14 protein-coding genes are annotated in these 24,629 nt (G+C 56.3%); 7 read left to right on the forward strand and 7 right to left on the reverse strand.

Features of this window, described 5'->3' with window-relative positions:
* Positions 1–93: 93 nt before the first annotated feature.
* The gene (locus SD425_RS07795; protein WP_324677144.1) at positions 94–1,206 is read left to right on the forward strand and encodes a sensor histidine kinase; all 1,113 of its coding nucleotides are present in this window, start codon (positions 94–96) and stop codon (positions 1,204–1,206) included.
* Positions 1,203–1,961 (forward strand): LytTR family DNA-binding domain-containing protein, encoded by a 759-nt coding sequence (locus SD425_RS07800; protein ID WP_324677146.1) that lies wholly within the window; start codon positions 1,203–1,205, stop codon positions 1,959–1,961. Before SD425_RS07795 ends, SD425_RS07800 begins: the two co-directional genes overlap by 4 nt.
* Positions 1,962–2,054: 93 nt before the next feature.
* On the opposite strand, the gene SD425_RS07805 is transcribed toward SD425_RS07800, so the two are convergent.
* Entirely contained in the window at positions 2,055–3,413 is a 1,359-nt protein-coding gene (locus tag SD425_RS07805) for a hypothetical protein (RefSeq protein ID WP_324677148.1), read from the reverse strand.
* Between the two features lie 49 nt (positions 3,414–3,462).
* A complete protein-coding gene (locus SD425_RS07810; RefSeq protein WP_324677150.1) occupies positions 3,463–6,510 on the reverse strand; it encodes a SusC/RagA family TonB-linked outer membrane protein in 3,048 nt (1,015 codons plus the stop codon).
* 472 nt (positions 6,511–6,982) lie between these two features.
* On the opposite strand from SD425_RS07810, the gene SD425_RS07815 reads away from it, so the two are divergent.
* Both SD425_RS07815 and SD425_RS07820 read left to right on the forward strand, forming a co-directional pair.
* A complete protein-coding gene (locus tag SD425_RS07815; protein ID WP_324677152.1) occupies positions 6,983–8,002 on the forward strand; it encodes a chemotaxis protein CheB in 1,020 nt (339 codons plus the stop codon).
* A gap of 12 nt (positions 8,003–8,014) precedes the next feature.
* Positions 8,015–9,103 (forward strand): ATP-binding protein, encoded by a 1,089-nt coding sequence (locus SD425_RS07820; protein ID WP_324677154.1) that lies wholly within the window; start codon positions 8,015–8,017, stop codon positions 9,101–9,103.
* 79 nt (positions 9,104–9,182) lie between these two features.
* On the opposite strand, the gene SD425_RS07825 is transcribed toward SD425_RS07820, so the two are convergent.
* The 3 genes from SD425_RS07825 to SD425_RS07835 all read right to left on the reverse strand — a co-directional run bounded on the left by SD425_RS07825 (position 9,183) and on the right by SD425_RS07835 (position 15,356).
* The gene (locus SD425_RS07825) at positions 9,183–10,034 is read right to left on the reverse strand and encodes an endonuclease/exonuclease/phosphatase family protein (protein WP_324677156.1); all 852 of its coding nucleotides are present in this window, start codon (positions 10,032–10,034) and stop codon (positions 9,183–9,185) included.
* Positions 10,035–10,214: 180 nt separating this feature from the next.
* Complete coding sequence (locus SD425_RS07830) at positions 10,215–11,987, reverse strand: RagB/SusD family nutrient uptake outer membrane protein (protein ID WP_324677158.1); 1,773 nt, start codon at positions 11,985–11,987, stop codon at positions 10,215–10,217.
* A 78-nt stretch (positions 11,988–12,065) separates the two neighbouring features.
* On the reverse strand, positions 12,066–15,356 hold the full coding sequence (locus tag SD425_RS07835) for a TonB-dependent receptor (RefSeq protein ID WP_324677160.1): 3,291 nt from the start codon (positions 15,354–15,356) through the stop codon (positions 12,066–12,068).
* A 1,178-nt stretch (positions 15,357–16,534) separates the two neighbouring features.
* On the opposite strand from SD425_RS07835, the gene SD425_RS07840 reads away from it, so the two are divergent.
* From SD425_RS07840 to SD425_RS07850, 3 genes are all read left to right on the forward strand, one after another.
* Positions 16,535–19,384 (forward strand): TonB-dependent receptor, encoded by a 2,850-nt coding sequence (locus SD425_RS07840; RefSeq protein WP_324677162.1) that lies wholly within the window; start codon positions 16,535–16,537, stop codon positions 19,382–19,384.
* Between the two features lie 45 nt (positions 19,385–19,429).
* A complete protein-coding gene (locus tag SD425_RS07845) occupies positions 19,430–20,956 on the forward strand; it encodes a T9SS C-terminal target domain-containing protein (protein WP_324677164.1) in 1,527 nt (508 codons plus the stop codon).
* Between the two features lie 124 nt (positions 20,957–21,080).
* Positions 21,081–22,121 (forward strand): type IV toxin-antitoxin system AbiEi family antitoxin, encoded by a 1,041-nt coding sequence (locus SD425_RS07850; RefSeq protein WP_324677166.1) that lies wholly within the window; start codon positions 21,081–21,083, stop codon positions 22,119–22,121.
* An 87-nt stretch (positions 22,122–22,208) separates the two neighbouring features.
* Here SD425_RS07850 and SD425_RS07855 read toward each other — a convergent pair whose 3' ends face one another.
* The gene (locus tag SD425_RS07855; RefSeq protein WP_324677168.1) at positions 22,209–22,664 is read right to left on the reverse strand and encodes a hypothetical protein; all 456 of its coding nucleotides are present in this window, start codon (positions 22,662–22,664) and stop codon (positions 22,209–22,211) included.
* A 230-nt stretch (positions 22,665–22,894) separates the two neighbouring features.
* Entirely contained in the window at positions 22,895–24,202 is a 1,308-nt protein-coding gene (locus SD425_RS07860) for an LruC domain-containing protein (protein WP_324677171.1), read from the reverse strand.
* Positions 24,203–24,629 lie beyond the last annotated feature (427 nt).

Raw genomic sequence — 24,629 nt, forward strand, 5'->3', positions numbered from 1 at the left:
ATGCTCTAGCTTGTAGCCGCTCAGTAGCTCGGGGTTTATGCCTCTGACTATGAGTGAAACATACTCACAGCTAGGTCTGTACCATTTAGCTACATGCCTCTCCCCACAGATACCTACCGCCTGAGCAGTCGCCAGAAATGGAAGCTAGCCCTGAGCCTAATCATCATTTATTACCCCATCCTGACCTACGTCAACTTTCCGGAGTGGGACCGTAGCTGGACCGGTGTTCAGCGCAGTCTGCCAATGTTCTTCGTTGGTATTGTGGTCACGGTGCTGTTCTATTTTGTGTGGCTCAACTTGGTCGAGTGGATTCAGCACCGGCTGTTTGGCTGGTTTGGTGAAGATTTTCTGTTGGAGCTGAAAGTGCCGGCGCAGCTAACCACGCTCGTTATTTCGATGGCATTAGCTGCCGCTTTCATTATCGCTTACAGCAGCGTCATGTTTCTGATAAGCAGAGCGTTGCCGCATGTTGAGCACCGGCCACCCAAGATGGCGTTCAGCCCGGAACATATATCGCTGTTTCGGCGGGCTAACGAAGGCTTTTTTCTGATGCTGATGCTGTCGGCGTTTTACCTAATTGCCAATAGCCGGGCCTTGCTGCGGGTGCGCGCCTTTCACCAGCGCACCGAGCAGCTGGAAAATGAAAACCTGCAAGCCCAATTTGCGGCCCTCAAAAACCAAGTGAACCCGCACTTCTTGTTTAACAGCCTCAGCATCTTGTCGTCGCTGGTGTACGTGGATGCGGAGCTATCGGAGAAGTTTATCGATCAGCTTTCCCGCTCGTACCGCTACACCTTGGAGCAGAAAGACAACGACTTAGTGCCGCTCAGCACCGAGCTGGATTTTATTAAGTCGTACACGTTCTTGCTCAAAATTCGCTTCGAGGAGAAGTTCGATGTGATGCTGGAAGTGCCCGAGACCGACCGGCAACACTACCGCGTGGCGCCTCTTACCTTGCAGCTACTCGTGGAGAATGCCGTGAAGCACAACCAGATGTCGGCCGAGCACCCGCTTATCGTGCATATCAGCAGCGAAAACCAGGAACTAGTGGTGCGCAACAGCCTCCAGCGTCGCCCGACCGTGGCGGCCTCGACGGGGCTAGGTCTGCAAAACATCCTGAATCGCTACCGCCTCCTTACGCCACGCCCCGTGCGGATTGAGGAAACCGACGACACCTTTGTGGTTCGCATTCCGCTTTTAGCATGAGAGTACTCATCATTGAAGACGAAAATCTGACGGCCCGCCGGCTCGAAGGTCAACTGCTCAAGTACGACCCTAGCATCGAGGTGCTCGACCGGCTGCCGTCGGTGACGAAGGCGGTGGCGTGGCTGCGCACCCACCCGGCGCCCGACCTGCTATTCCTCGACATTCACCTGGAAGACGACCTAGGTTTCCGCATCTTCGAACAGGTGCAGGTGAGCACGCCCGTCATCTTCACCACAGCCTACGACGAGTACATGATCCAGGCCTTCAAGGTGAACAGTATTGATTACCTGCTCAAGCCAGTTAACTACGACGACTTAGCGGCGGCCATCGAGAAGTACAAAGCGCTACGCCAGCACTTCGCCGCCCCCGATTTGTCGGCCCTGTTACAACTGGTAACCAAGCCCGCTGAGCCTGCCTACCGCGACCGGTTCATGGTGAGCATCGGTCCCAAGCTGCGCAGCGTGGAAGTGGCCGACATTGCCTACTTTTTCCTCGAAGAAAAAGTCGTTTTCCTGACCACGCAGCAAGGCTCCATGCTGCCCCTCGAATACAGCCTCGATAAGCTCACCCAACTGCTCAACCCCCGGCAGTTTTTTCGGGTGAGCCGGCAATATCTCGTGAGCCTAGGTTCCATCGATTCTATTCACACTTACTCCGCCGGCAAGCTCCGGCTAGAGCTGCGCCCCACGCCCCGCCACGAGGTGTTCGTGAGCGGTGATAGGGTGACGGATTTTAAGGATTGGCTGGGGCGGTAGCTAGGTTTGCTGCTGAAACCACTTTTGCTTGTAACATAAAAAAGCCCGCGCCGACGAACTGGCACGGGCTTTTTGCTTGAACCTAGCTTTGAATTAGATAGCTGGGTCGGCAGGCGTGTTCGTGTTATTTACCCGCTCTTGCTGTGGATAGGGGTAGAAGTTCCGCGTGCGCTCAACCAAGCTGGCGGGCGGTGCAGGCCGGCCGAAACGGCGGCTATCTTCTAGCCGTTGCCCGCTGAGGTAAAGCTCGGCGCAGCGCTGCTTGTACACTTCCAATAACAACGCATCAACCGTTTCTGGACCGGAGTAGGCAGGTAAGCCAGGGTGCACTAAGAACGGGTCACCTGAGGTTTGGGTGCGCACTGCATTAATGTCTACCAGCGCGGCCGCTAGGTCGGGGGTAGCTTGGCGCAGGTAAGTTTCAGCCCGAATCAAGCGCATCTCATCCGGCAAGTACGTAGGGATTTCCGCAGTTTGGGACGTAAAGAAACCAGCCAACAAGCGTACGTTGTCGGTGCTGCCGTTGGTGCTATTCACGGTAGTAGGTCCTGCGAGATAAAAGTCCAACCGCTTATCGCCAGGAATTACCAAGGCTGCCGGCAGACCTAGGTTTTCGCGGGAGCGAAAGTTGCCGGTACCCACAACGGCAGTTGTCGTGACCACATTCTGGAAGATAGGGTTTGGCGACTGCGCCGAATAAGTAAAGGTAGAACGAGCCGTTAGGTTCACCAGGTTGGCCGCCGTACGAGCCGCCGCATAGTTGCCCGCCCGTAGGTTGAAGCGGGCGCGGTAGGCCTGCACCGTGTTTGGTAAGTTAAAGGTACTACCGAGCACCTGCGTACTGAAATCCGTCGGAATGGGGTTGGCTGCTAGCTCCTGGGTAGCTAGGTCGAGCAAGCGGACGGCCTCCGTCAGCAATGCTTGACGGGTCACGAATGGGGGCGCCGTGAGAGAAGTGGTAATGGGCCCTTGCTCGAAGCCTTGCGCAATACCTGCCAAAGCGGCGGCCTTAAACAAATACGCATGGGCCAGCACGGCACTACGCGCCGGCGCCTCGGCCGAGAGGGTAGCAGGAGCTGCATTCAGAATCTGGTCGGCCACAAGGATCACGCGGTAGCAACGGGCATACAGCGCGGTCACGTTGCCGTTGTTGGGGGGCAGCAGCGTACCGCCTTGTTCTATTTCGGTGATGTTGGTAAAGGTGGTTACGCCTTTTAACTCGCGGGCGGTGGTGCCAGTCGTGAGGATGATTGGCTCTAGTGCCGACGTGGAGTATACCTGACGCAGACCGATACTAAGAGCATACAAACCCTCGCGGGTATTTAGGGTGCGGTCTTCGTCGCTGGCGTTGGGGTTCGGTAAGTCGAGGCTACAGGCACTGGCAAACAAAAGCCCGGCACCAAGCAGCAGGCGCGCGGCGAAAGCACGCGGCCGGGTAGAAATAAGCTTCATATCAACAGGAAGTTAACGTTTGAGAAAACCAAGTATGGTGCGTACTTGGCTAGAAAGTGGCATTAAAGCCTACTGACACGGAGCGTGGAATCGGTACTTCCACGAAGTCAAAACCCCGTACGGCATTGCTCTGCCCGGCAGCATTCACCTCAGGGTCGTAGCCACTATAATTCGTGAATACTAAGAGGTTGCGGCCCGCTACCGACAAGCGCAAATCGCGCAGCCCGAGCACCTTGGGCTTGATGAGGTAACTGATAGATGCTTCGCGCAGTTTCACGAAAGAGCCATCTTCGATCCAGCGGTCGAAGGTATTGTAAATGGCGGCGCTGGTGCCCTTCGGTACCTCGCCGCGCAGCTCAGGCTCGTAGCCAGCTAGGCCGCCGTACAAGTCGCGGCTACCCACGCGGTTAGTGAAGTTGAACACGTCAAAATCCTGCTGGGTGTCGAATTGCAGGCGGAAGGAGAGACGGTTGTCGAGCAAACTCACTTCGTTGATGAGCGAAGCGATATAGCGAGGATTTGGGTCACCGATTACCCCGTTGAGCAGTGTGCCGGAGGGCTGACCATCGTTGCCGCGCTGAGGCGTATTGGCCTGTCCAAAAGTACCCTGAACACCTCGCTCGCGCTGGGGTAAGCCCGCCGGTGTAAGCAGCAGCGAACCATCAGGGTTACGCGCCGAGTAGCCACCGTAGTAGGTGCCGAGTGGTTTGCCTTCCACCCCAGCTACCAGGCCGAAACCGTTGGGGAACGTAACCAAGCCGTTCGGGATGTCCGTGATGCGGTTCTTGTTGTGCGTGAAGGTGCCAGTGACGGTCCATGTCACGGCTTTCGTCTTCACGGCGGTGCCGCGTACCAGCAACTCAATGCCCTGGTTGCGCATGTTGCCAATGTTATCGAAGCGGTTGAGGTAGCCGCTGCTCAGATTCAGGTCACGGGCCAGGAGCAGGTCGCGTACGCGCTTGTTGTAGTACGAAAACTCAATGCCCACCCGGTCGCCAAATAAGCTAAGGTCGGTGCCGACCTCAAACTCAGCTTGCCGCTCAGGCTTCAGGGCGGTGTTGCCCAGCAGCGTCGAGTTGAGCAGGCCTGGCAGGGAGCCCGCTACCACCGGGTTGTAGTTGGTGAATCGGTCGTAGGGGCCAATTGCGGTGAGGTTGCCTGCTTGTCCGTATGAGGCGCGTAGCTTGAGTTGCGGCAACAGCGTACCTAGGCTGCTTTCTTTCCAGAAGCTTTCTTCCGACAGCACGTAGGCGCCGCTCACCTTCGGGTAGTACTGCGTCCGAACATCGATACCATACACCGAAGCCGCATCTACGCGAATGGCACCCGTCAGGAACAGGCGGTTGCCGAGTCCAAAGGTTTGCTGAGCGAAAGCCCCACGGATTGTACGCTCCGAGCGGAATTCTCCCGACACAGCAATGCCATTGGAGGTAGTTTGGATGATGGGCGCTAGCACGGTGCTCTGCAACGAAGTCGAGAAGTTGCGCTGAAACTGAAGCGTACCGCCCACTGTGGTTGTGCTCGTTAGCCACGGTGTGAAGTCGCGTCGGTAGCTGAGGGTCAAGTCGTTGTTTGTTAGCAGCGACGTTTGGTCGGCGCGCCGGGCTAGGCCGGTGCTGTAGGTTGGGGCGGTGCTAGGATTGGGGATGTAGCCGGTAGCCAGCTGCGTGCTAGCATCATACCCCAATACATAGTCAATCGTGAAGCCCGCGAAAGGGGTGATGTTAACCTGCGCATCGCCGATAAAGCGCGAGGTGCGCTGGCGGAAGTTGAAGCGGTTGATGGCTTCCAGTGGGTTGGTGCGGGTGATGTTCAGCGCCGTACTCGGGTAAACTCCGCTGGCAGGATTGGGGCTAGGGTCAATGAAGTTGTTGGAGAAAATGAAACCCGTCAGGGCACCATAAGCTTCGTTGATACCGCCGTTAGGTACCTCGCGGCTCTGGCTCAAGGTGTAGTTGGCACCCGCGCTGAGGCTGATCTTCGAACCTAGGTTCTGCTGGATGCGCACCCGGCCACCGCCCCGGTTGAAGTCGGTGTTGTCGACGATACCCTGGTTGCGGAAGTAGTTGCCCGAGGCAAAATACTTGGTGGAGCTGGTACCGCCCGTTAGCGACACATAGTTATCGGTACCCACAGCGGTGCGGAAGATGCGGTCCTGGTAGTCGTAGCGCTGCACCGGCTCCTGGGTCAGATCGGTATTAGCAGTGCTGGTAAAGCGAAACGGATAGTCGTTGTAGTCCAGCTTCTTCCGGATTCGCGAGGTCAGAAACTGCGACGATACGGTTACCTGCGGGGCGCCGTCGCGGCCGCGCTTGGTGAAAATCTGCACCACGCCGTTGGAAGCCCGCGAGCCATAGATGGCGGCAGCCGCAGCTCCCTTAATCACCTCGATGCGCTCCACATCGTTGGGACTAATATCAACGAGGCGGTTTTGGGCGTAGCCACCTAGGTCTAGGAGTTGGGGCGAGTCGTTGTTGACAATCACGCCGTCGATGATGTAGAGCGGGTCGGAGGAACCGGCTACGGTGCTAGGTCCGCGCAGGCGCACCGAGATGCCGCCGGCGGGGTTGCCCGAGTTCTGGGTAATCTGCACGCCGGCAAATTTGCCCTGCAACGCCTGGTCAATCTGGGTGGGCACGGTGGTGCGCAGCTCGTCGCCACTCACCGTGGCGATGGTGTTGCCGAGCTGGCGCTTGCTGGTGGCTACCGAAGTGCCGGTCACCACCACTTCGTTTAGGCCGACTTGGTCTTCGCGCAAGGCTAGGTCGGGTACAGCTACGGTTGTTTCCGTAGCCAGCGTGAGGGTCGTACGCTGGGGGCGTGAGCCGATGGAGCTGGCTTCAAGCTGGTAGGTGCCAGGGGCTAGGCTGGCCGTTAGCTCGAAGCGGCCGTCGGTATTGGTGCTGGCGCCCAGTACGGTATTGAGGACGCGCACGGTGGCGCCGGGCAGTGGGTCGCCGCCGGCGTTGGTGACGCGGCCTCGGAGCAAATAGCGTGTGGTCTGGCCCGCTGCCGGTCCACCCACCAGGGTGAGCAGCAACAGCAGCGGTCCGATGAGCCAGCTTCGCCGGCTCAGAACGGGGTACAGGTATGGCATGGAACAAGAAATGGGGTGAAGTGAAAAAAGCGTTGTAAGGCCCATTAAAGCAGCTGAAATGGAAGACCTTAACCGCAAAGTAGTGAGGGAAGCAATTGAAACCTAGGTCGTGCTGCCTGCCCAAGCCGACAATAGCTGGGCCCATTCGCCAAGTGCAGCCGATGCAACTAAATTTTAAGCGACCAACAAGCCGCGGCTAGAAGGAGTAATCCGTAGCGCAGAGACGGCACAAAAAGCCATTGAAGCACAAACAGCCGACTTTTTAGACTGCCTAAGCCTAGCTCTTTTGTAGGCGGTTTTGCTGTTCAGGTTCACGACTTGGGCTTGCAAATCTTCCCCAATTCGCACAAACCAATGGGCATAGGGCGCGTAAGCCATGCTATGTCTGTGCGGCCTTTTCCGTGCGTTCGGCCGCATGAAGTACCTAATGCGGCGGTAGGTTCAAGTAGCAACTCTTATATCGCTGCCCACAGTGGTTACCCCTGATATTATTGTAGTTGGCGCCTCTGCCGGGGGCATACCCGCGCTGGTAGAGTTGGTGCAAATGCTGCCGCCCGGTTTTCCCGCGGCCTTATTCGTCGTGCAGCACATTCCGGCCTACGTCACCAGCTACCTGCCTGATTTGTTGAGCAAGGCCGGCTCCTTGCCAGCCCGACATCCGGAGCACGGCGAGGGAGTACAGCACGGTGTCATCTACGTGGCCCCACCCGACCACCACCTGCTCGTAGAGCAAAACAAGGTGTTAGTTACGCGTGGGCCCAAGGAAAACCGGTTTCGGCCGTCTATCGATGCGCTGTTTCGGTCGGTGGCCCACGCCTACGGGCCGCGCGCGATTGGCGTGGTGCTGAGCGGCTACCTCGATGATGGCACCTCGGGGCTGTGGACCATTCAGCGCCTGGGTGGCGTCACCATTATCCAAGACCCGGAGGAAGCCTACGCACCGGCGATGCCCCGCAACGTACTGGAGTACGTGCAGCCCGATTATACGGTGCGCTTAGCGGAGCTAGCGCCGTTGCTGATACGTCTGACAGCGCAGCCCACCGCCAACCTAGCCACCCTCACGCAGGCGGAGATAGATCGGATTCGCGTGGAAGTACGAGTTGCGCACGGCGATTCCACCATCGATTTGAAACTTCTTCAGCAGGGCGAGCTAACGCCGTTTTTCTGCCCCGAATGCCAGGGCCCGTTGGTGCAGCTGGTGGAAGACAACCTCGTGCACTTTCGCTGCCGCATTGGGCATGCGTTCAGCCTAAGTGCCTTACTAGCTTCGGTGACGGAAGGCGTGGAAAACCAGCTCTACCAAGTGATGCAGAGCCTGGAAGAAGCGCAGCAACTATTGAAGCACCTCAGCGAACGTTTTGCCGACCAGCCCGACCTTGCCCACTCCCTTGCTGTGCAGGCCGAGCAGGCGCGACGGCGGGCCCAGGCCGTGCACGAATCCATCATGAAAAACGAGGCGCTCGGTGGCAGCACCCGTTCCCAGCATTCCTAGCCTTTAGTAGTCATGGTCGATGTTAGCACCTTTTTGCTGGAACAAGCCCAGACGAGCCTGACTGTGCAGTTCGTTTACGACCTAGCTAGCCGCCGCGTCGTGTTCGTGAATGCAGCTTACGAATGGGTACTGGGGCAGTCGCGGGCGCGCACCAATGAGGAGCTGCCGCAACTGCTGGCGCGCCTGCATCCCGACGACCGCGCCTACCTAGCCGAGTGCTGGGCGCAGTGGCAGCTAGGCAAATGGCACAACCCGATTGAGTTTCGCCTGCAAACGCCAGGGCAACCCGACCAGTGGCTGGAGCTTACCCCGAGTTACCTCGCCGATAGCAACGGCCCCGGCGCCGTTGGGGGCGTGCTGCGCGATATCAGCGTGCAGAAGTACTACAAAGCCCACGCCGACCGCTTCAACGCCCGCAAGAACACGCTGCTGGAAATTCTGTCCCTCGACCTGTCGGATGCGCTTGTTCTCTCACAAGGATTGCGTCATCAGGCCGAAGCAGAACAAGCGTACATCCAGGAGCGGCTGCTAGAGGGCTTGCGCCACATAGAAGCCATATCGCAGGAAGGAGCGGAGTTGGTGCGCAACTTCACCAGCGAAGAAGCGCAGACCTCGGTCAACGTTGCCCTGAACCTGGAGCGGGTAGAGCTTGGCGACAAGCTGCAACAGACCATAGAAGATTATGCGCGTCCGGAGGCCTACAAAGCCCATGTGCTCGACCTACAGCTGCCCGATTATCCCGTGTACCTGGAAATGGACGTGAACAAATTTTTGCAGGTCGTGACCAACCTGCTCGGCAACGCGTTCAAGTTTACCCCCGATGGCGGGCGCTTAGTCATCCGGCTCGAGGTGATACGCGACGTGCTGGTGCAGCTCACCTTTTCCGACGATGGCATTGGAATACCGGAAGCCATGCTGCCGCACGTGTTCGAGCGTTTCACCCCAGCGCGCCGCCTAGGTCTGCGCGGCGAGCCAACGGTAGGCATCGACCTCTCGCTGTGCAAACACATCGTCGAGCTGCACCAAGGCACGCTCACAGTGCGCAGCCGCGAGGGGCAAGGCAGCACGTTCATCGTAACGCTCCCCAAGCAACTGAGCTAGGGTACAGTTCTGCCCAAAAACGACAGCGCCCAGCGAGTAGAACTCACCGGGCGCTGTGCTTTCAGGCGAAAAAGCTAGGTTACTTCTTCGCGGTGTATTGTACCTCAATAGCCACCGGATAGTGGTCGGAGGGCGTCTTTCCGCCGCCGTAGGTGTCCGTGAGGATGCCGTAGCGGGTCGGCGTGAAAGCTGAGGTCAGGAAGATGTGGTCGATGCGGGAGTCGGTTTTGGTCTTCGTATTGAAGTTGTTGAAGGTACCGTTGGGTGCGTACACCACCTTGGCCGTCGTGAAGGCGTCCTTCATCACGCCCGAGGTATTGAGCAACGTGTAGCTTTCGTTGCGCTGATCCACGTTAAAGTCGCCGCTCAGGATGGCGGGCGTAGTGCCGGCCATTTCTTTCACTTTGGCCAAAATCAGCTTCGCGCTTTCCCGGCGAGCCTCAACGCCCACGTGGTCGAAGTGGGTGTTAAACATGTAGAAGGTGAAGCCCGTTTTCTTATCCTGAAACTGACCCCAGGTGCAGATGCGCGGTAGCGCGGCGTCCCAGCCCTTCACCGGAGCCGTGGTGGTAGGCGCGAGCCAGAAGGTGCCCTGTTTCAGGAGCTTGTACTTGTCTTTCTTGTAAAAAATAGCCGAGTACTCGCCCGCCTGCTTGCCGTCGTCGCGCCCCACCCCGATGTGGTCGTAGCCGGGGAGCTTGCCGGCCATGTCCTGAAGCTGGTTAGCTAGCACCTCTTGGGTGCCGAATAGATCAAAGTCTTGAAACTTAATCAGGTCGGTGAGGTAGGGGAGGCGCTTGAGCCAGGCGTTGGTAGTATCTTGCTTGTTGTCGTAGCGGATGTTGTAGGTGGCAAGCCGCATGGTTTGGGCCGATGCGTTTGCCGCTCCGCAGAGCAACAAAAGCGCGACGAAAAGGAGCTTTTTGAGCATGGCAAAAGAATACTAGGAAAGAAAAGAGTGTTTAGGCAGGCGGGAAAAGGAGCGCTTCAAGACATGTTGCTTGCCTGTAAAGTAAAGCGGTTTTTCAGTTGGGGCAGGTGGAGCGCGGACTTTTTAGTCCGCGTCCGGGAGTGATAAGCGCGGACTACAAAGTCCGCGCTACATATATTATTACCAGCCGGGGTTCTGACCTAGCTTCGGGTTGATCAACCGGTCGGCTTCCGGGATGGGGTAGAGGTAGTACTTCTCCTCCCAACGCCGTGGCACGTTATTCAGCCAAGTGAGTTCGCCGGAGGTGCCGTTGCTGAGCTGCTGTGGGTTGGTGCCGCTGCTGATGGTGGGCGCCACGTTCACGTAAGTCACGCCGGCAGGGCGGGTGGCGGGCAGCGTGGTATAGAAGGCCACATTCTGAACGCCATCTTCGTTCAGATCAAGCGGCTGGTTAAGAGCAGGCACGTAGAAGCCATTCCACGGCATTTCCATCAGCTCGCCGCGGCGCCAGCGCACGATGTCGTAGAAGCGAAGGCCTTCGAAAGCTAGCTCGATGCCCCGCTCGCGGCGCACTTCTAGCAGCGTAGGGTCGGAGATGTTGGGGAAGTACTTGGTTTGTAAGTAAGAATCTACCACCGTGGGCTTGGTAGCGAAGCCTCCGGTGATGCCAGCACGTTGCCGCAGAGCGCCTACGGTTTTGGCCCAATCGGCGTCGGTGAGGGTACCTAGCTCGGCTTTGGCCTCGGCGTAGTTGAGCAGCACCTCGGCGTAGCGGAGGGTCGAAATGGAGTTGATGTTGCGGCTGCCTCCATCATAATAGGTGTCGTCGAGCGTCCACTTGATGGGCTGGTAGCCGGTGTAAGTGTAGGAGAAAACGGGCGGGGCCGCCTCCCGTGTGCCACCATTGAGGCGCTTGTAGTCGCCCATCCGAATGGTCTGTTGCAGGCGCTTGTCGCGGCCTTTTACCTCCTGGGCAAAGGTCATGGTTTGGTAGCCTGGCTTGCTGGTGAAGGGCGTGCCATCCTCGTTCAAGTAGGTGTTCACGAACGTACGAATCAGGCTAACGCGCGAGCCGTACGTGGCGCTGGTCCACCACCAGTTGGCGTCGTTGTAGATGCTCAGGGCGGGGTCCGATACGGCAGCTAGGATGATTTCGGAAGCCACAGGCGCCTGACTCGTGAACAGCTGACGGTACGAGGCGGTGGGGCCACCGGCCGTGTTCAGGCTGAAGCCGCCGGTGGTCATCACCGTGTTGGCGGCCGAAGCGGCTTCGTTCAGCCAGGTGTTGGCGCTGCTACCTAGGTTGTAGCCGGTCTGGTACTTCCGAAACGTGCCCTCAAACAAGCACACCCGCGACTTGAATGCGTAGGCCGTTTGCTTGGTGATGAGGCTGCGGCTGTTGTCGGCGGCCGTGGTGATGTTGGCGCAGGCAAAGTTCAGGTCGGCCAGCACCGAGTCCATTACCAGCGTGCGCGGGTCGCGGCCGTTGTAGAGCGCTTGGTCGTTCACGGCCATCGGCTTGCTGATCCACGGCACATCCCCGAAGCGCTGCACCTTATCGAAGTAAAACCAAGCCCGGAAAAACCGCGCAATGCCTAGGTAGTTGTTGCGCACGGCGGGCGCAATAGCGGGGTTGTTGCAGTTGGCAATGAAGTAGTTGATGTTGCGCAGCTTCGTCCAATCCCAACCGGTGCTCTGGCGGGCACTGAAGGCGCCGGGCGTGAGGAAATCGGGGACTTGGGTGCGCGCCGCGTAGTCGGCCATGGCGTCGCCGCGGTGGATGTCGTTGGCCGTGGGCAGCACGTCGTAGAAGGAGTTGGCGTAGAGCTGCAAGCCCGTTTCGCTGCTGAATACGGCCTCGTTCGTCACGGTGGCCTGCGGTTCCTGATCTAGCTTTTCGCAGCTAGCAAAGGCCATACTTAGTAAAACGAGCCAACCTAGGTGTCGCTTCATGATATTGTAAGTCAAGGTTAAGTTGGTGACCTCCCCCCCGCCCCTCTCTTTTGGAGAGGGGCGGGGGGGAGGTCTGCGTTAGAAAGTCACCGACAACCCGAGCGTGACGCTCTTCAGGATGGGGTAATTGTTGGCGTTGCCGCTGCTGTTGCTGTTGGGGTTCGAGGCAGTAGCATCCGGCGGGCTCAGCACAGCGTCGGAACGGCCGATGCTCTCCACGTCGATGTCTTTGGTGATCTTGTAGAAGGGCGACCAAGACCACAGGTTCTCGCCCGATAGATACACCCGCGCCGCGTTCATCTTGATGCGGCTGATAAATGCCACGGGCAGGTTATAGCCGATTTGCAGGTTCTTAAGGCGGATGTACGCTACGTTTTGTAGGTACTTCGTTTGAATCTGGGTGAGCTCGCCGGCACCGTTTTGGGCCACGTAGCCGCGGTAGCGCGGGAAGTAGGCATTCGGGTTATCCTCCGACCAGATGTTGCCGAGCTGCGATGTCGGAATCTTGTTGTAGGGGCGGTTATACTGTCCCCAAAAGGTGCCCGCTTCAGAACCAGGATACCAATCTTGGTGCCCCACGCCTTGGAAGAAAACCGACACGAAGAAGTTGTTCCAGCTAGCATCGGCCATGGCACCGTAGGTGTAACGCGGTAGGGCGTTGCCAATCACGCGTCGGTCGCCGGGGTTCGCCACGGTGTTGTCGCCGGGGTTAATCACACCGTCGCCATTCACATCCTTAAACTTGATGTCGCCGGGCAACAGCTTGCCGCTAGTAGAGGCGCGGAACAGGGCCTGCGAAGCAGAGGTCGTAATCTGATCCTGCGAGGTGAAGAAGCCATCCGTCGTGTAGCCCCAGATTTCGCCTAGCTTCTGGCCTTCGTAGTAGCTCAGGTTGGCGGGGTTGCTGTTGGGGTCGTTGAGGCGCTTCTCGGGGTTGTTGTACTTCGTGATGCGGGCTGTGTAGTCGGCCATCGTGAGGCGCAGGCCGTAGTTCAGCGGCTTGGCACCTAGATTCAGGTTGTCGCGCCAGTTCAGGGCCACTTCCCACCCTTTGGTTTTCAGGTCGGCGTAGTTGCCTTTGGGCACGGCCGTACCGAATACCGCTGGCAGCGTCATACCCACCGTGAACATGTCGGTGGTGTTGCGAATGTAGCCGTCGGCGTTCAGCGTCAGGCGGTTATTCAGCATGCTCAGGTCCAGACCTAGGTCCTGCGTCGTCGACTTCTCCCAAGTCAGCCCGTCCGGTATAACGCCCGGCTGGCTCGTGAGCTGCGGGCGCACGCCGTTCAGCACCCGTCCCGACTGCGAAATACCGAACTGCTCCTGGAAGGCGTAGGAGTTGATGTTACCGTTGCCCAGCGCCCCGTACGAACCGCGCAGCTTCAGTTCCGAAATCAGGTTAGGCGACACCTTCCAGAACGATTCGTTCGAAATACGCCAGCCCGCCGAGAACGAAGGAAAATAAGCAAAGCGCTGATTCGAAGGAAATTTCGACGAACCATCGTAGCGGCCGCTAGCTTCCACCAAGTAGCGGTCTTTGAAGGAGTAGTTCAGGCGGTAAAATCCGCCCAAGATGTTCCACCGCTCCCAGCCACCAGCCGTCGAAATCGACTGACCTAGGGCTAGGTTCAGGTCCTGTGCATCGGGGTAAATGAGGCCGTTGCGTTGGGTCTGGAGGCCGCGGAAGGTCGATTGCTCATAGTTGTAGCCGACCATGGCCTTGAAGTAGTGCGCCTCCTGGAAGTGGTTTTCGTACTCGCCGTAGAGGTTGGCGGCTAGGTAGCGCGTCTGCCCGAAGCCGCGCAGAAAGTCGTTGGTGTTGGTGCCCACGTACTCAATCACGCCGGGCTTGCGGCTGTAGGGCACTGGCACGCGCGTTTGGGTGCGGTCGTTGTCGGTGTTGCGGAACGTGAAGTTGCCGTTGATGCGGAATTTGTTGTCGAAGAAGTGCGCCAGGAACGCCGATGTATTGCGCGTCACGCGCTCATCCAGGTCGATGCCGTTTTTGCCGTACCACATGTCGCCCACGGTGTAAGCCGCCGAGTAGGTGAGCGTGCCGTCGGGGTTAAACATGGGCGCCACGGTGTGGCCTTCGTCGGCGATGTTGCGCCAGATACCGCCGCCCTCGCCCACGTTCAGCGGGTTGTGGTAGCGCATGCTGGAGTAGTCGGTATTGTTGTCGATGCGCAACCACGGGAACAGGTCAATCGACCCCTTCGCCCGGAAGTTGTACATGCGGTAGTCGTCGGAGTTGTAGCGGAACAGGCCGTCTTGCCCGAAGTAGCGCCCCGTTACGTAGAAGCTAGCTTTGCCACTGCTGCCCGACAGTGACAGGTTGTGCTCGGTTGAGCTTGTGCGCTTCTTATACAGCTCTTTGTACCAGTCGGTGTTGCCGTAGTACACGTATTCGCCGGCGGCATTCACGTCGACTTTCGGCAGGCTAGGGTCTTCGGAGCGGCGCTTTAGCTCGGCGAGGTACTCGGGCGAGAACTTCACCGTTTTGTTGATGTTCTGGGGCGTCTGCGAGTAGTCGTTCCACGCCGACCAGCCCTCGTTGAACATGCGGGCGAACTGGTACCCGTCCGTCACGAAGTCCGGCACCGTGGTTGGGCTCTTGATGGATTGGTTGAAGGAGTACGTCACGCTGGTTTTCTCCTTCGACGGCGTTTTGGTCGTAATCAACACCACGCCAAACGCGCCCCGCGCTCCATAGATAGCTGCCGCCGAGGCATCTTTCAGCACCGACACCGAGGCCACGTCGTTAGGGTTGATGCGGCTCGGGTCACCTTCCACGCCATCAATCAGCACCAGCGCGTTGCCGCCCTGCCCAATCGACGTGGCTCCCCGAATGTTATAAGCGGGCGACTGAGTAGGTTTACCGTCGCCGGGTATCAGGTTCAAGTTGGGCAACACGCCCTGCAAGCCCTGCGTCAGGTTGGGTATCGAGCGGTTTTCCAGTACCTGCGAGGTCACTTGGTCGACGGCGCCGGTCAGGTTCACCTTCTTCTGAGTGCCGTAACCGACCACCACGACTTCGTCCAGGGCCTTAGTGTCTTGCTCCAGCGTCACGTTGATGGCCGTACGCTTGCTAATGGCCACCTCCTGCGGCTTGTAGCCTAGGTAGGAAATCACCAAAGTGGTAGCATCGGGGGGCGCTTGCAGGGTGTACTTGCCTTCCCCGTCAGTAATGGTGCCCGCCGTCGAGCCTTTGGCCAGCACCGTGACGCCCGGCAAGCCTCCCCCCGCCTTATCGGCAACGCGGCCGCTGATGGCTTGGACTTGTTGCGAAAATGCGGCGACGCTGTAGCATAAGGCTACTGATGTCAGCAAACTTCGCTTCCAGTTAAAAGCGCAAGTAAATGTTTCCATGCATCTGCTAGGTTATTTGACAAAAAGCAAGAGAATAGGGTAAGCACACAGTGCTTCTGCTCGGCCATAAATACCTACGGCGAGCTACTACTTTTCTGAATTGGGTGGGGCAGCAAACGCTATTGATTTGCTGAAATAAGAGACAATGGGATTGGGCGGACGCTACTGGTCTCTTGGTGGCGCAAAGATAAAAGCACCGCCTATGGTTTATTCAATATAAAATAGACTTTACAAATTAGTAATCTTAATTCCCTAATTAATTATTGCTTTGGTAATATACAGGTAACAAATAAGCTCATATGGCCGAGTACTCGAAATTGAAAAGAGTACTCTGCTTACCATGTTTTATGCAAAGGCGCATTCATAGTCGTGGGTTTGATCTTGCTCCTTAATTATATGACACGCTGATCTTCTATACCTACTACTTCATTGCTTTGTCTGATAGTTCGCGCGGTGAAAAAATCCGGCAAGCGCAGTAGACCCAAACCTAGCTCTTGTATAATATTCGAGTAAGATATTGATGAGTTAATTTTATTGTGTTACTGGCTATCTACTTTATATATAATAAGAGGTGCGATTGATTTTAGTATCTCTTATTATATATAGCATGCTTTCATGCCGGTGCATGTAAAAAAATAGCGGTGCATGTTGCTGTTTATTAACCTCTATTTTTTGTCATTCACTGCTAAAATCACCTAAATGATTTTAATAACAATTGCGTAATATATAAGTAATGGTACTCGCCTATTTTTGTCATGCAAAAGGTACAGTGCGTTATACTAAAGTGTATTCCTATAAGGAAATTAGCTAACTCCGTTATACAAATGAATTCTTATAAGAAGTATAGTAGAGAGCTAGCGTGCTAGGTACTAAGCATGCTAGCTCTCTTATGCTTATCGAGTAGTTGCCCCTTGTATAGGGCTTCTTGTACCGCAAGTAGAATAGGGTCAAAACCTTGATTTTAAGTAAGTTTCAAGTAAGGCCTACCTAGGTGCTGTTGCGTCAAACTAAGGCTCTTGTTATCAATTGATGCGTGGGTAACAATTCGGTAATGCCTGTTACTTTATAACCTATTGATCTATAGATAATTGAATTTGGTGCTTGGTAACGCGAAGTAACAATTAGATAAAGAACGCGGCACATTGAGGTAATCCAGGGGCTCTAGTTTTGCCCCCACTATGCAGAACACACCTACCAAGATTCTTTACGTTTTTCTGCTGAGCTGCGGTTCCGTCGTGGCAGCAGTAGCCCAGGGCACTGGCAGCATCAAAGGCCTTATTAAAGACGCCAAAACCTCAGAAACAGTCGTGGGCGGCACGGTTCGGCTAGAAGGCACCACGCTCGGCGAACAAACCGATGCGGACGGTAACTTCACCATCAAGCAAATACCCGCGGGCAAGTACACGGTTATTATCTCCTCCGTATCGTACAAAAATCGCACGATACCGGATGTGGTGGTAAAAGCCAACGAAACCACCGTGCTGAATTCGACGCTGCAATCGGACAGCAAGCAGCTCAACGACGTTGTAGTGACTGGCGTGCGCCGCACCAACACGGAAGTATCGGTGATCAACGAAATCCGGCAGGCCAACGTGGTCGTGAGCGGGGTGTCGTCGGAGCAGATTGTAAAAACCCAAGACCGTGACGCCGCCGAAGTCGTACGCCGCATTCCGGGCGTAACCATCGTCGACAACCGCTTCATTCAGGTGCGCGGCCTTAGCGACCGGTATAACAACGTGTGGCTGAACGACGTGACGGCTCCTAGCTCGGAAACCGACCGCAAGTCGTTCTCTTTCGATATCGTACCTAGCTCCCTGATCGACCGGGTGCTGGTGTTTAAAGATCCCTCGCCCGAGCTGCCCGGCGACTTCGCTGGCGGCCTGGTAAAAGTATATCTGCGTAAGCCCGTGTTCAATGAGCGCGTGCTGAATATCAACTATGTAACGGGTTTCCGCGACGGCACCACCGGCAACGACTTCTATACCGACAAATCGCAAGCTGGTGACGCTTTCGGCTTCGGCGCCCGCAAGCGCGAATTCCCGCGCGGCATGCCACCGCTGACGACCGCTTATCAGCAGTACGAGCGTGATTTCTATGCCAAGCAGCTGGAAAATACCTTCGGAATGTACCGGATGAAGGCCATGCCCGACATGCGCTTCAACCTGTCGTACATGGACCAGATCAAGATTAAGGGTCGGGAGATTGGTAGCGTTTCTTCTCTGAACTACACCAACACGTTCACTCGCTTCAACATCGACCGCAACCTGTACGATGTAAGCGGCGCTCGTACTGACCAATTCAAGGACGACCAGTCGACCCAGAACATTCGCCTAGGTGCTATCCAGAACTTCAGCTACGTGCTGGATAATGGTGACCGGTTGGAGTTCCGCAACTTGTTCAACCAGCAGTCGCGCAACCAACAGGTAACGCGCCAGGGTCTTGACAACGATGGAACACTAAACCGTCGTAGCTACCTGATGGGCTACCAGGGTCGCTCCACTTATAGTGGTCAGTTGGCGGGTACGCACAGCTTTAATAAAGAAAAGACGCACTTCGATTGGGTAGGTGGCTATGGTTACTCAAGCCGTAATGAGCCCGATTTGCGTCGTGTTTCTTACCAAGTAACCCCCGCTAGCACCGACGGAACGCCTGAAACGCAAACCGTGCTAACCCCTGCTGCCGGTGGCGTCGACGTGAACAACGCGGGCCGCCTGTACCAGAAGCTCGACGAGCACATCTTCACCATTAATGCCAACCTGAAGCATAAGGTGAACGTGGCCGAGCGGGATATAGAAATCGGTGCGGGCACGTACCTAGAGTATCGTCGCCGCCACTTCAACGCACGGGCCTTCGGTTACTCCTTCAACGCGGGCAGCGACCGGGGCCTGCTCAACGAAGACGTGGGCAACATCTTTGCCCCCGGCAACATTGCCAAAAACGGTTTCCGTCTCGACGAAGATGTGAACTCCACCTACCGCTACGGCGCTTCCAATGAACTGGAAGCTGGGTACTTGAGCTTTAACATTCCGGTTACTAGCAAGCTGAAACTGCTCACCGGGGTTCGCTACGAGCGCAACGTGCAAAAGATCAACACGGCTGTCAATGGTCAGCCAGTGAACCAGGATGTACCCACCAACTTCGTACTGCCCTCGGCGAACTTCAGCTACAACTTCACCGAGCGGAGCCTAGTACGTGCCTCGTACGGCCGCAGCCTCAACCGCCCCGAATTCCGCGAATCCGCGCCGTTCTACTACTACGACTTCGATTTCAACGTTCTGAACTTCGGCTCGCTGTATCTCAACCCGACGACGCCGCTGAAGGTTGCTACCATCGACAACTACGACCTGCGCTACGAGTTTTACCCAACCACGGGTGAGCTGATCCACGTGGGAGCGTTCTACAAGAACTTCAAGAACCCAATTGAAAACTCGGTGGTGCTGACCACCAACCTAGCTTACACCTTCCTGAACGCTCCCAGCGCGACGGCCTACGGGGTAGAGGTAGACGTGAAAAAGAGCCTGAACTTCTTGGATGACGCGTTTGGCACGAGCGCCTTCAAAAACCTATCGGTGGTGTTCAACGGCTCCTTAATCAAGAGCGAAGTGAAGCTAGGTAACAACTTCGTTTCGTGGAACGGCAACCGCGCCCTGCAAGGCCAGTCGCCCTACGTGTACAACGGCGGCCTGTACTTCCAGACGCCTGACAACAGCTGGCAGGTGACGGCCCTCTACAACGTGTTCGGTCCGCGCATCGTGTTTGCTGGTAGCAACGACTATCCCGACGTAGTAGAGCTGCCCCGTCACACGGTTGACCTATCGCTGACCAAAACGGTATCGAGCCGCGTGTCAATCAACGCCGGCATCCAAGACTTGCTGAACCAGAAAGTAAACCTGGTGCAAGACTACAACCGCGACGGCAAGTACAAATCAAGCGACCCTTCCCTACAAGGCTATCGTCGCGGCACTTACTACACAGTGGGCTTGCGCTTCAACATCGAGCCTCGCACGCCTAGCATCCCGGTTCCATAACCTAGGGTAGCTCCTCTAACTCTCGCCTATTTCACTCACTTTTGTATGAAAAAGAATACCCTTTCCCTGGCCCTCGTTGCTTCGTTGATGCTAGGTGCGTGTCAGAAGGATGCCATTACGCCCGCTCCTAACGTAGTAGGCACCGGTACAAATGAGCCTACGACGCCGATAAGCCAGCTACCTACCACGACGGTACAAGGGGACATCACCACGAATACAACTTGGTCGGCAGCCAACCGCTACCTGATGAAAGGTTTCGTGTATGTACGCTCGGGTGCTACCCTCACCATCGAAGCAGGCACGGTTATCAAAGGTGATAAAGACACCAAGGGCACGCTGATCATTGAGCCCGGCGCGAAGATCATGGCGATGGGCACGGTTGCAAAACCGATTGTGTTCACCTCCAACCAAGCGAAAGGCTCGCGCAACTACGGTGACTGGGGCGGGGTCGTTATTGCTGGCAATGCCCCTGTTAACTCAATCGACGGCACCAACTTGCCAACGGCAGAAGGTGGTATCACGACCAAGTACGGCGGAAGCAATGCCGCTGACAACTCGGGTACGTTCCAGTTCGTGCGCATCGAATTTGCTGGAGTTGCCCTCACGCCCAACAACGAACTTAACGGTCTCACGCTCGACGGCGTAGGTAGCGGTACCACCATCGACCACGTGCAGGTCTCGTATAGCGGCGACGACGCCATCGAATGGTTCGGCGGCACCGTGAATGCCAAGTACCTGGTAGCACACCGCACGTTCGACGACGATTTTGATACAGATAACGGTTTCTCGGGTAAAGTGCAGTTTGCCGTAGCGCTGCGCGACCCCTTGCAAGCGGACCAGTCGGGTTCGAAAGCCTTCGAGTCGGATAACGACGCCAATGCTTCGACTAGAACGCCTATCACGTCGGGCGTGTTCTCGAACACGACGGTAGTAGGTCCTATCCTGAACCCAACAGCGGGTGCCTACAGCCCGCAGTACACGGCCGGCGCTCATATTCGTCGTAACTCGTCGTTGAGCATCATGAACTCCGTCATCATGGGCTTCCCTACGAGCTTGCTGGTCGACAACGGCCTGACCGCAGCTAATGCGGCGCGTGGCGACTTGCGCTTCAAGAATAACATCGTGGCGGGCAACCTTGCCGGATCTAACTCCAAAGGTGGGCAGCGGGCCATCATCTACGTAGGACCTAGCGGCGGCGCTGGCAGCTTGACGGTGAACAACGTGATGAGCGATTCAACGGCTGCTAACACCTGGACCACGGCCATCGGACCGCTGACATGGTTTGGCTCGAACACGAACAAGCGCTACACGACTTCCGACGAAGTACGCCTCGCTAACCCGTTCAACCTGACGTCGCCTAGCTTCTCGCCCTTGTCGACTTCGCCGATTGTGTACACCGGCACTAGCGCGCCAACGACGCCCGTAGTCGCTGCTAACTTCACCGATAGCAAGACCTCAGACGCCTTCTTCACCAAAGTAAGCTACATCGGAGCCTTCTCCGGCTCGGGCTTGTCGGCCGACAACTGGCTAGCTGGCTGGACGAACTTCGATCCGCAGAATACTGACTATTAATCTATCAGAAATAACGCCTTTAGAAGCCGGGGCTGCACTGTAGCCCCGGTTTTCTATTTCTATCCAGTTTAGCTGTAGCTGCTGGCTATGCCACTGGTCCGGCACAACCTTACGCTCCATACCGTTGTCTGCCTCTAGCTTCTTCAATCCTACTGCGCTGTTCGAGCAGGTGCGCAAGCGCTTGCAGGCTATTCTGGCAACGAACATCACGGCCTCACCAGCCGCCGCTGGCTCGCCGGGATCAGACACCCAGGTTTGGGAGATAGGGTCCGTCATCCGGTTTTTAGCCACCGTACCTAGCGTGGGTACTGCTGATGGATTAGCGTTGCCTAGCTGGCGCTCCTCGGCCGAGGGGCCGCTGCTCGTTATCTACGATTACGTATCCAATGAGCTTGGCAAACAGCTGCGGGCGCGGGGCCTGTGCTACGCCGACGCCGTGGGCAACGCCTGGGTGAAGCACCCAGCCACCGAGCTGATGGTGGTAATTCAAGGGTGTAGCCGCCCCAAAGAAGATCCGCGCGTGGCCTCTGCCAACTTGCCAGCCGATCATATGCGGCTGTTGTTTCAGCTAATTGTCGAACCCTCCATTGCCACCTATTCGGTGTTGGAGCTGGCGGCCGCTACCGGCATCACACCAGTAGCCGTTGCGCGGGCGCTTCGCGGACTCACGGCCCAGGGCTTATGGCTCGATGATGCCTCCCTGGCTCCGAACAAGCTCCGCGACCTAGCTGCTTACTGGCTGGAGCACTACGGTAAAACCCTACGCAACCGCCTGAACGTGCACCGCTACCGGTGGCGTGACTCCGTTGCGCAGGCTAACTGGCATCGTCTGTCGTTGCCCGCCGACTGCCTGTGGAGTGGCGAAGCGGCCGCGCACCAGTTGCTCAACAAACCGGAAGTGCCGAACTGCTTCACGTTGTATAGCCGCATGCCCCGGCTCAAGCTAGCGCACTACCTAGGGTTGGTGCCCCACAAGCACGGCAACGTGGAGTTGCTGAACACGTTTTTTCCCGTCAGTGCGTCCCCGCTTTTTGCCCCGAATGTGCAGCGGTGCGTGCATCCGTTCCTGGTGTACGCCGATTTGCTGGAAAACCAGAGTGCTCACAGCCAGTCCCTGGCCCAAGAGCTCCATAGCAAGCACTTACTGAATTTGTTGGCGCGCTAGCCTCTGGCTTACCCAGGTGCCACAAAGCTAGGCAACAACTCCTTAGGCAGCCCCCACGCGGGGCTGTTGTCGTTGTAGGACAGGGGATCAGGAAAGCAGGCGAGCTTGGTGCGCAGCGTTGATGAGGGCCGGGGCATTCTTGAGCGTGGCCAGCACCACTTCCTTGGCGGCTTGCTTCAGTTCGTCGTGGCTGATGTCCCGGGTTTCTTCCCGCACCAGCTCTCCTAGGGCGTGGAAAGCGTGCGTTAATGCCTGGCGTTTGGGGCGCTCCTGCTTGAGCTCTTCGTACACTTCGGCAAAATGCGCCTGGATCTTCTTGCGCCGCGTCCGGAATACCGACTCGCTAGCGACGTGCGGCTGAATGGTCTCCACGAGCTTTACCAGGGGCAGCAACTGGGCTGCCTTGTTCAGCATAGCCCCGCTGATCCGTTCGCGGCGCCGCGTACCAGCAGTTGCCGGCGCATCGGGTGGAACTACATTGTGCTCGGGAAGAGGGAAGGAAGATTCCCCTTCGCCCAAGGGCTCAAGCGGGCTAGCATCCATGCAAAAGCGGTGAGTAATAAAAAGGCCGTACGTTTCTCTAAACGAGAGGCAAATTAAACAAAGTACTTAACCGGATGCAGGAGGCAGCTACTGCTCACCTCATCCTGCACGCAGTCGAAAATAACCTACGCTGGTGCGTAACTGGTACCTAACAAAAAGCCCTCCGCAATACGAGTTGCGGAGGGCTTTTCTATCAGACAGCGTGCCTATTGAGCTAGCTGACTAGCTATTTATTGGCAAGCAGCTTTGTTGAACGTTTTAGAAGGATCGGCCAGTGGCGTGTACCAGTCGGGCGTGAAACCTGCGGAAATGCTCGTGAATCTAGGATAAGGTAGGGTGATGGAGGTTTGCTCCAGTGGCCATCTCCAATCCAGAGGAATAAGGATGCCGTTCGGGTAAAGCTCGCCGTTGTATTCATATGTATTGGTACTGCCAGGGCCTGATACCTCGTAGATGTAGAGGTCATAGAACTCGCCTGTACCAACCGTTTTGGAAGGCCACACCCGAATGAAAGGCTCATACGGCTTTGCCTTGTTGTAGACGAAACCTGGCTTGAGCGTGAGTGTCACTGAGGCAGTGGCGAATGGCGTGCACGCCGCGCCAGCTTGCGTATTTGCGTAAATGCCGTTCTTCTCGGGCAACACTTTCTTGGTGCTGCCAAATACCGTGACGTAGTAGTAGGTGCCATCGTCTGTCACCGGGAAGTTCGGGTCGGAACCGAAGACAGCGTTGATGCCTGCCATTGGAATGCGGAACTTGAAGCTGTGGTCGTAAGCAGCACCGCGAGCCGTGGCCAGGAAGTTAATCTTCATTTCCGTGAAAGATTTCGTGACTTTCGACTGTACTACCAAGTCGTTGTAGTCACGGTCGTTGCTAGCCTTCAGGTCTTCCCAGGCGTAGGTGAAGTCGATGGTCTCGCTGCATTCCTTTTTGCAGAACTCGAAGTAAGCACCCCAGTTATTGCCCGGAAACTGCTTGGTATCGTCGAGCTTCACTCCTTTGGGGCCCTCGTCGCATATGCCACCCCAGGCCGTTTCGCCGTTGGAGAGTGCCGCGTGGGTAGCAATGAAGAAGCACTGGCCTTCGCCTGTCGATTGCGGTAGTTCGCTCGCCTTCAGACGGATGGTGGCGGTTGTGGTGCGCGAAGCCCCGCTGAACGACTGCTTGTAGGTGAATTTTCCAGGAATGGCCCCGCCATTGTTTAGCTTCTTGGCGTTGCGAAGATCATCCAGACTAGTAAATGCTTCTACATGAATCTCTTGTAGGAAGACGTTGGAAGAGGTCAGGTTGTAGGTTACGAGTACGTCGTTGCCGTCCATTGCCACGTTTACCGCGCCCACGTACGTGTGCTGTCCGGCTACTAGGCAGACCTGTTTGCAGTAGTTTGTTAGTGCATTAGTGCCTTGCGTACTGGCACTGGTCGTCGCATTGGAGCTAGGCTTGAGCTCTTCCTGTTTTGTACAACTTTGAAAGGAAAATAAGAGTAATCCGGCAGCGGCTAGCTGACGGAGCAAATGAGGTACTTGTTTACTCTCCATAGTGCGCGTGCGTTTGGGTGAAAATAGGTGGAAAACAAGGTAAGCTCTGCTATGAACTACCAGTTGCTAAATGTATATAAACTTAACTTATCTATTATATTTTTATACTAAATATAGAATAGTATGCAATAAAAGAACAATTATCCAATTGTTAGTTAGCTGAAACGACAGATAGGATGCTTTATATTATATGAATATTATTCTATAAGCTCGACAGCTATTTCTGTTGAGTTGTCACAATAATAGCTGTGATTAAATTGTCACTAAGCAGTTCAGTTGAGTGACACTAGTCAGTGCAATTCCACAAGCACAAATAAGTAAGCCACTAGCCGCGCAGCTAGGTTGAATATTATTACCGAAAGCATCAAGGTTGCTTCAATAGAACTCTTGAATAATAGGCGGAGCAACCCTGACGCTTTCGGTGTTG

Origin of the sequence: Hymenobacter sp. GOD-10R, from assembly GCF_035609205.1 — a bacterium.
Lineage (GTDB): Bacteria > Bacteroidota > Bacteroidia > Cytophagales > Hymenobacteraceae > Hymenobacter.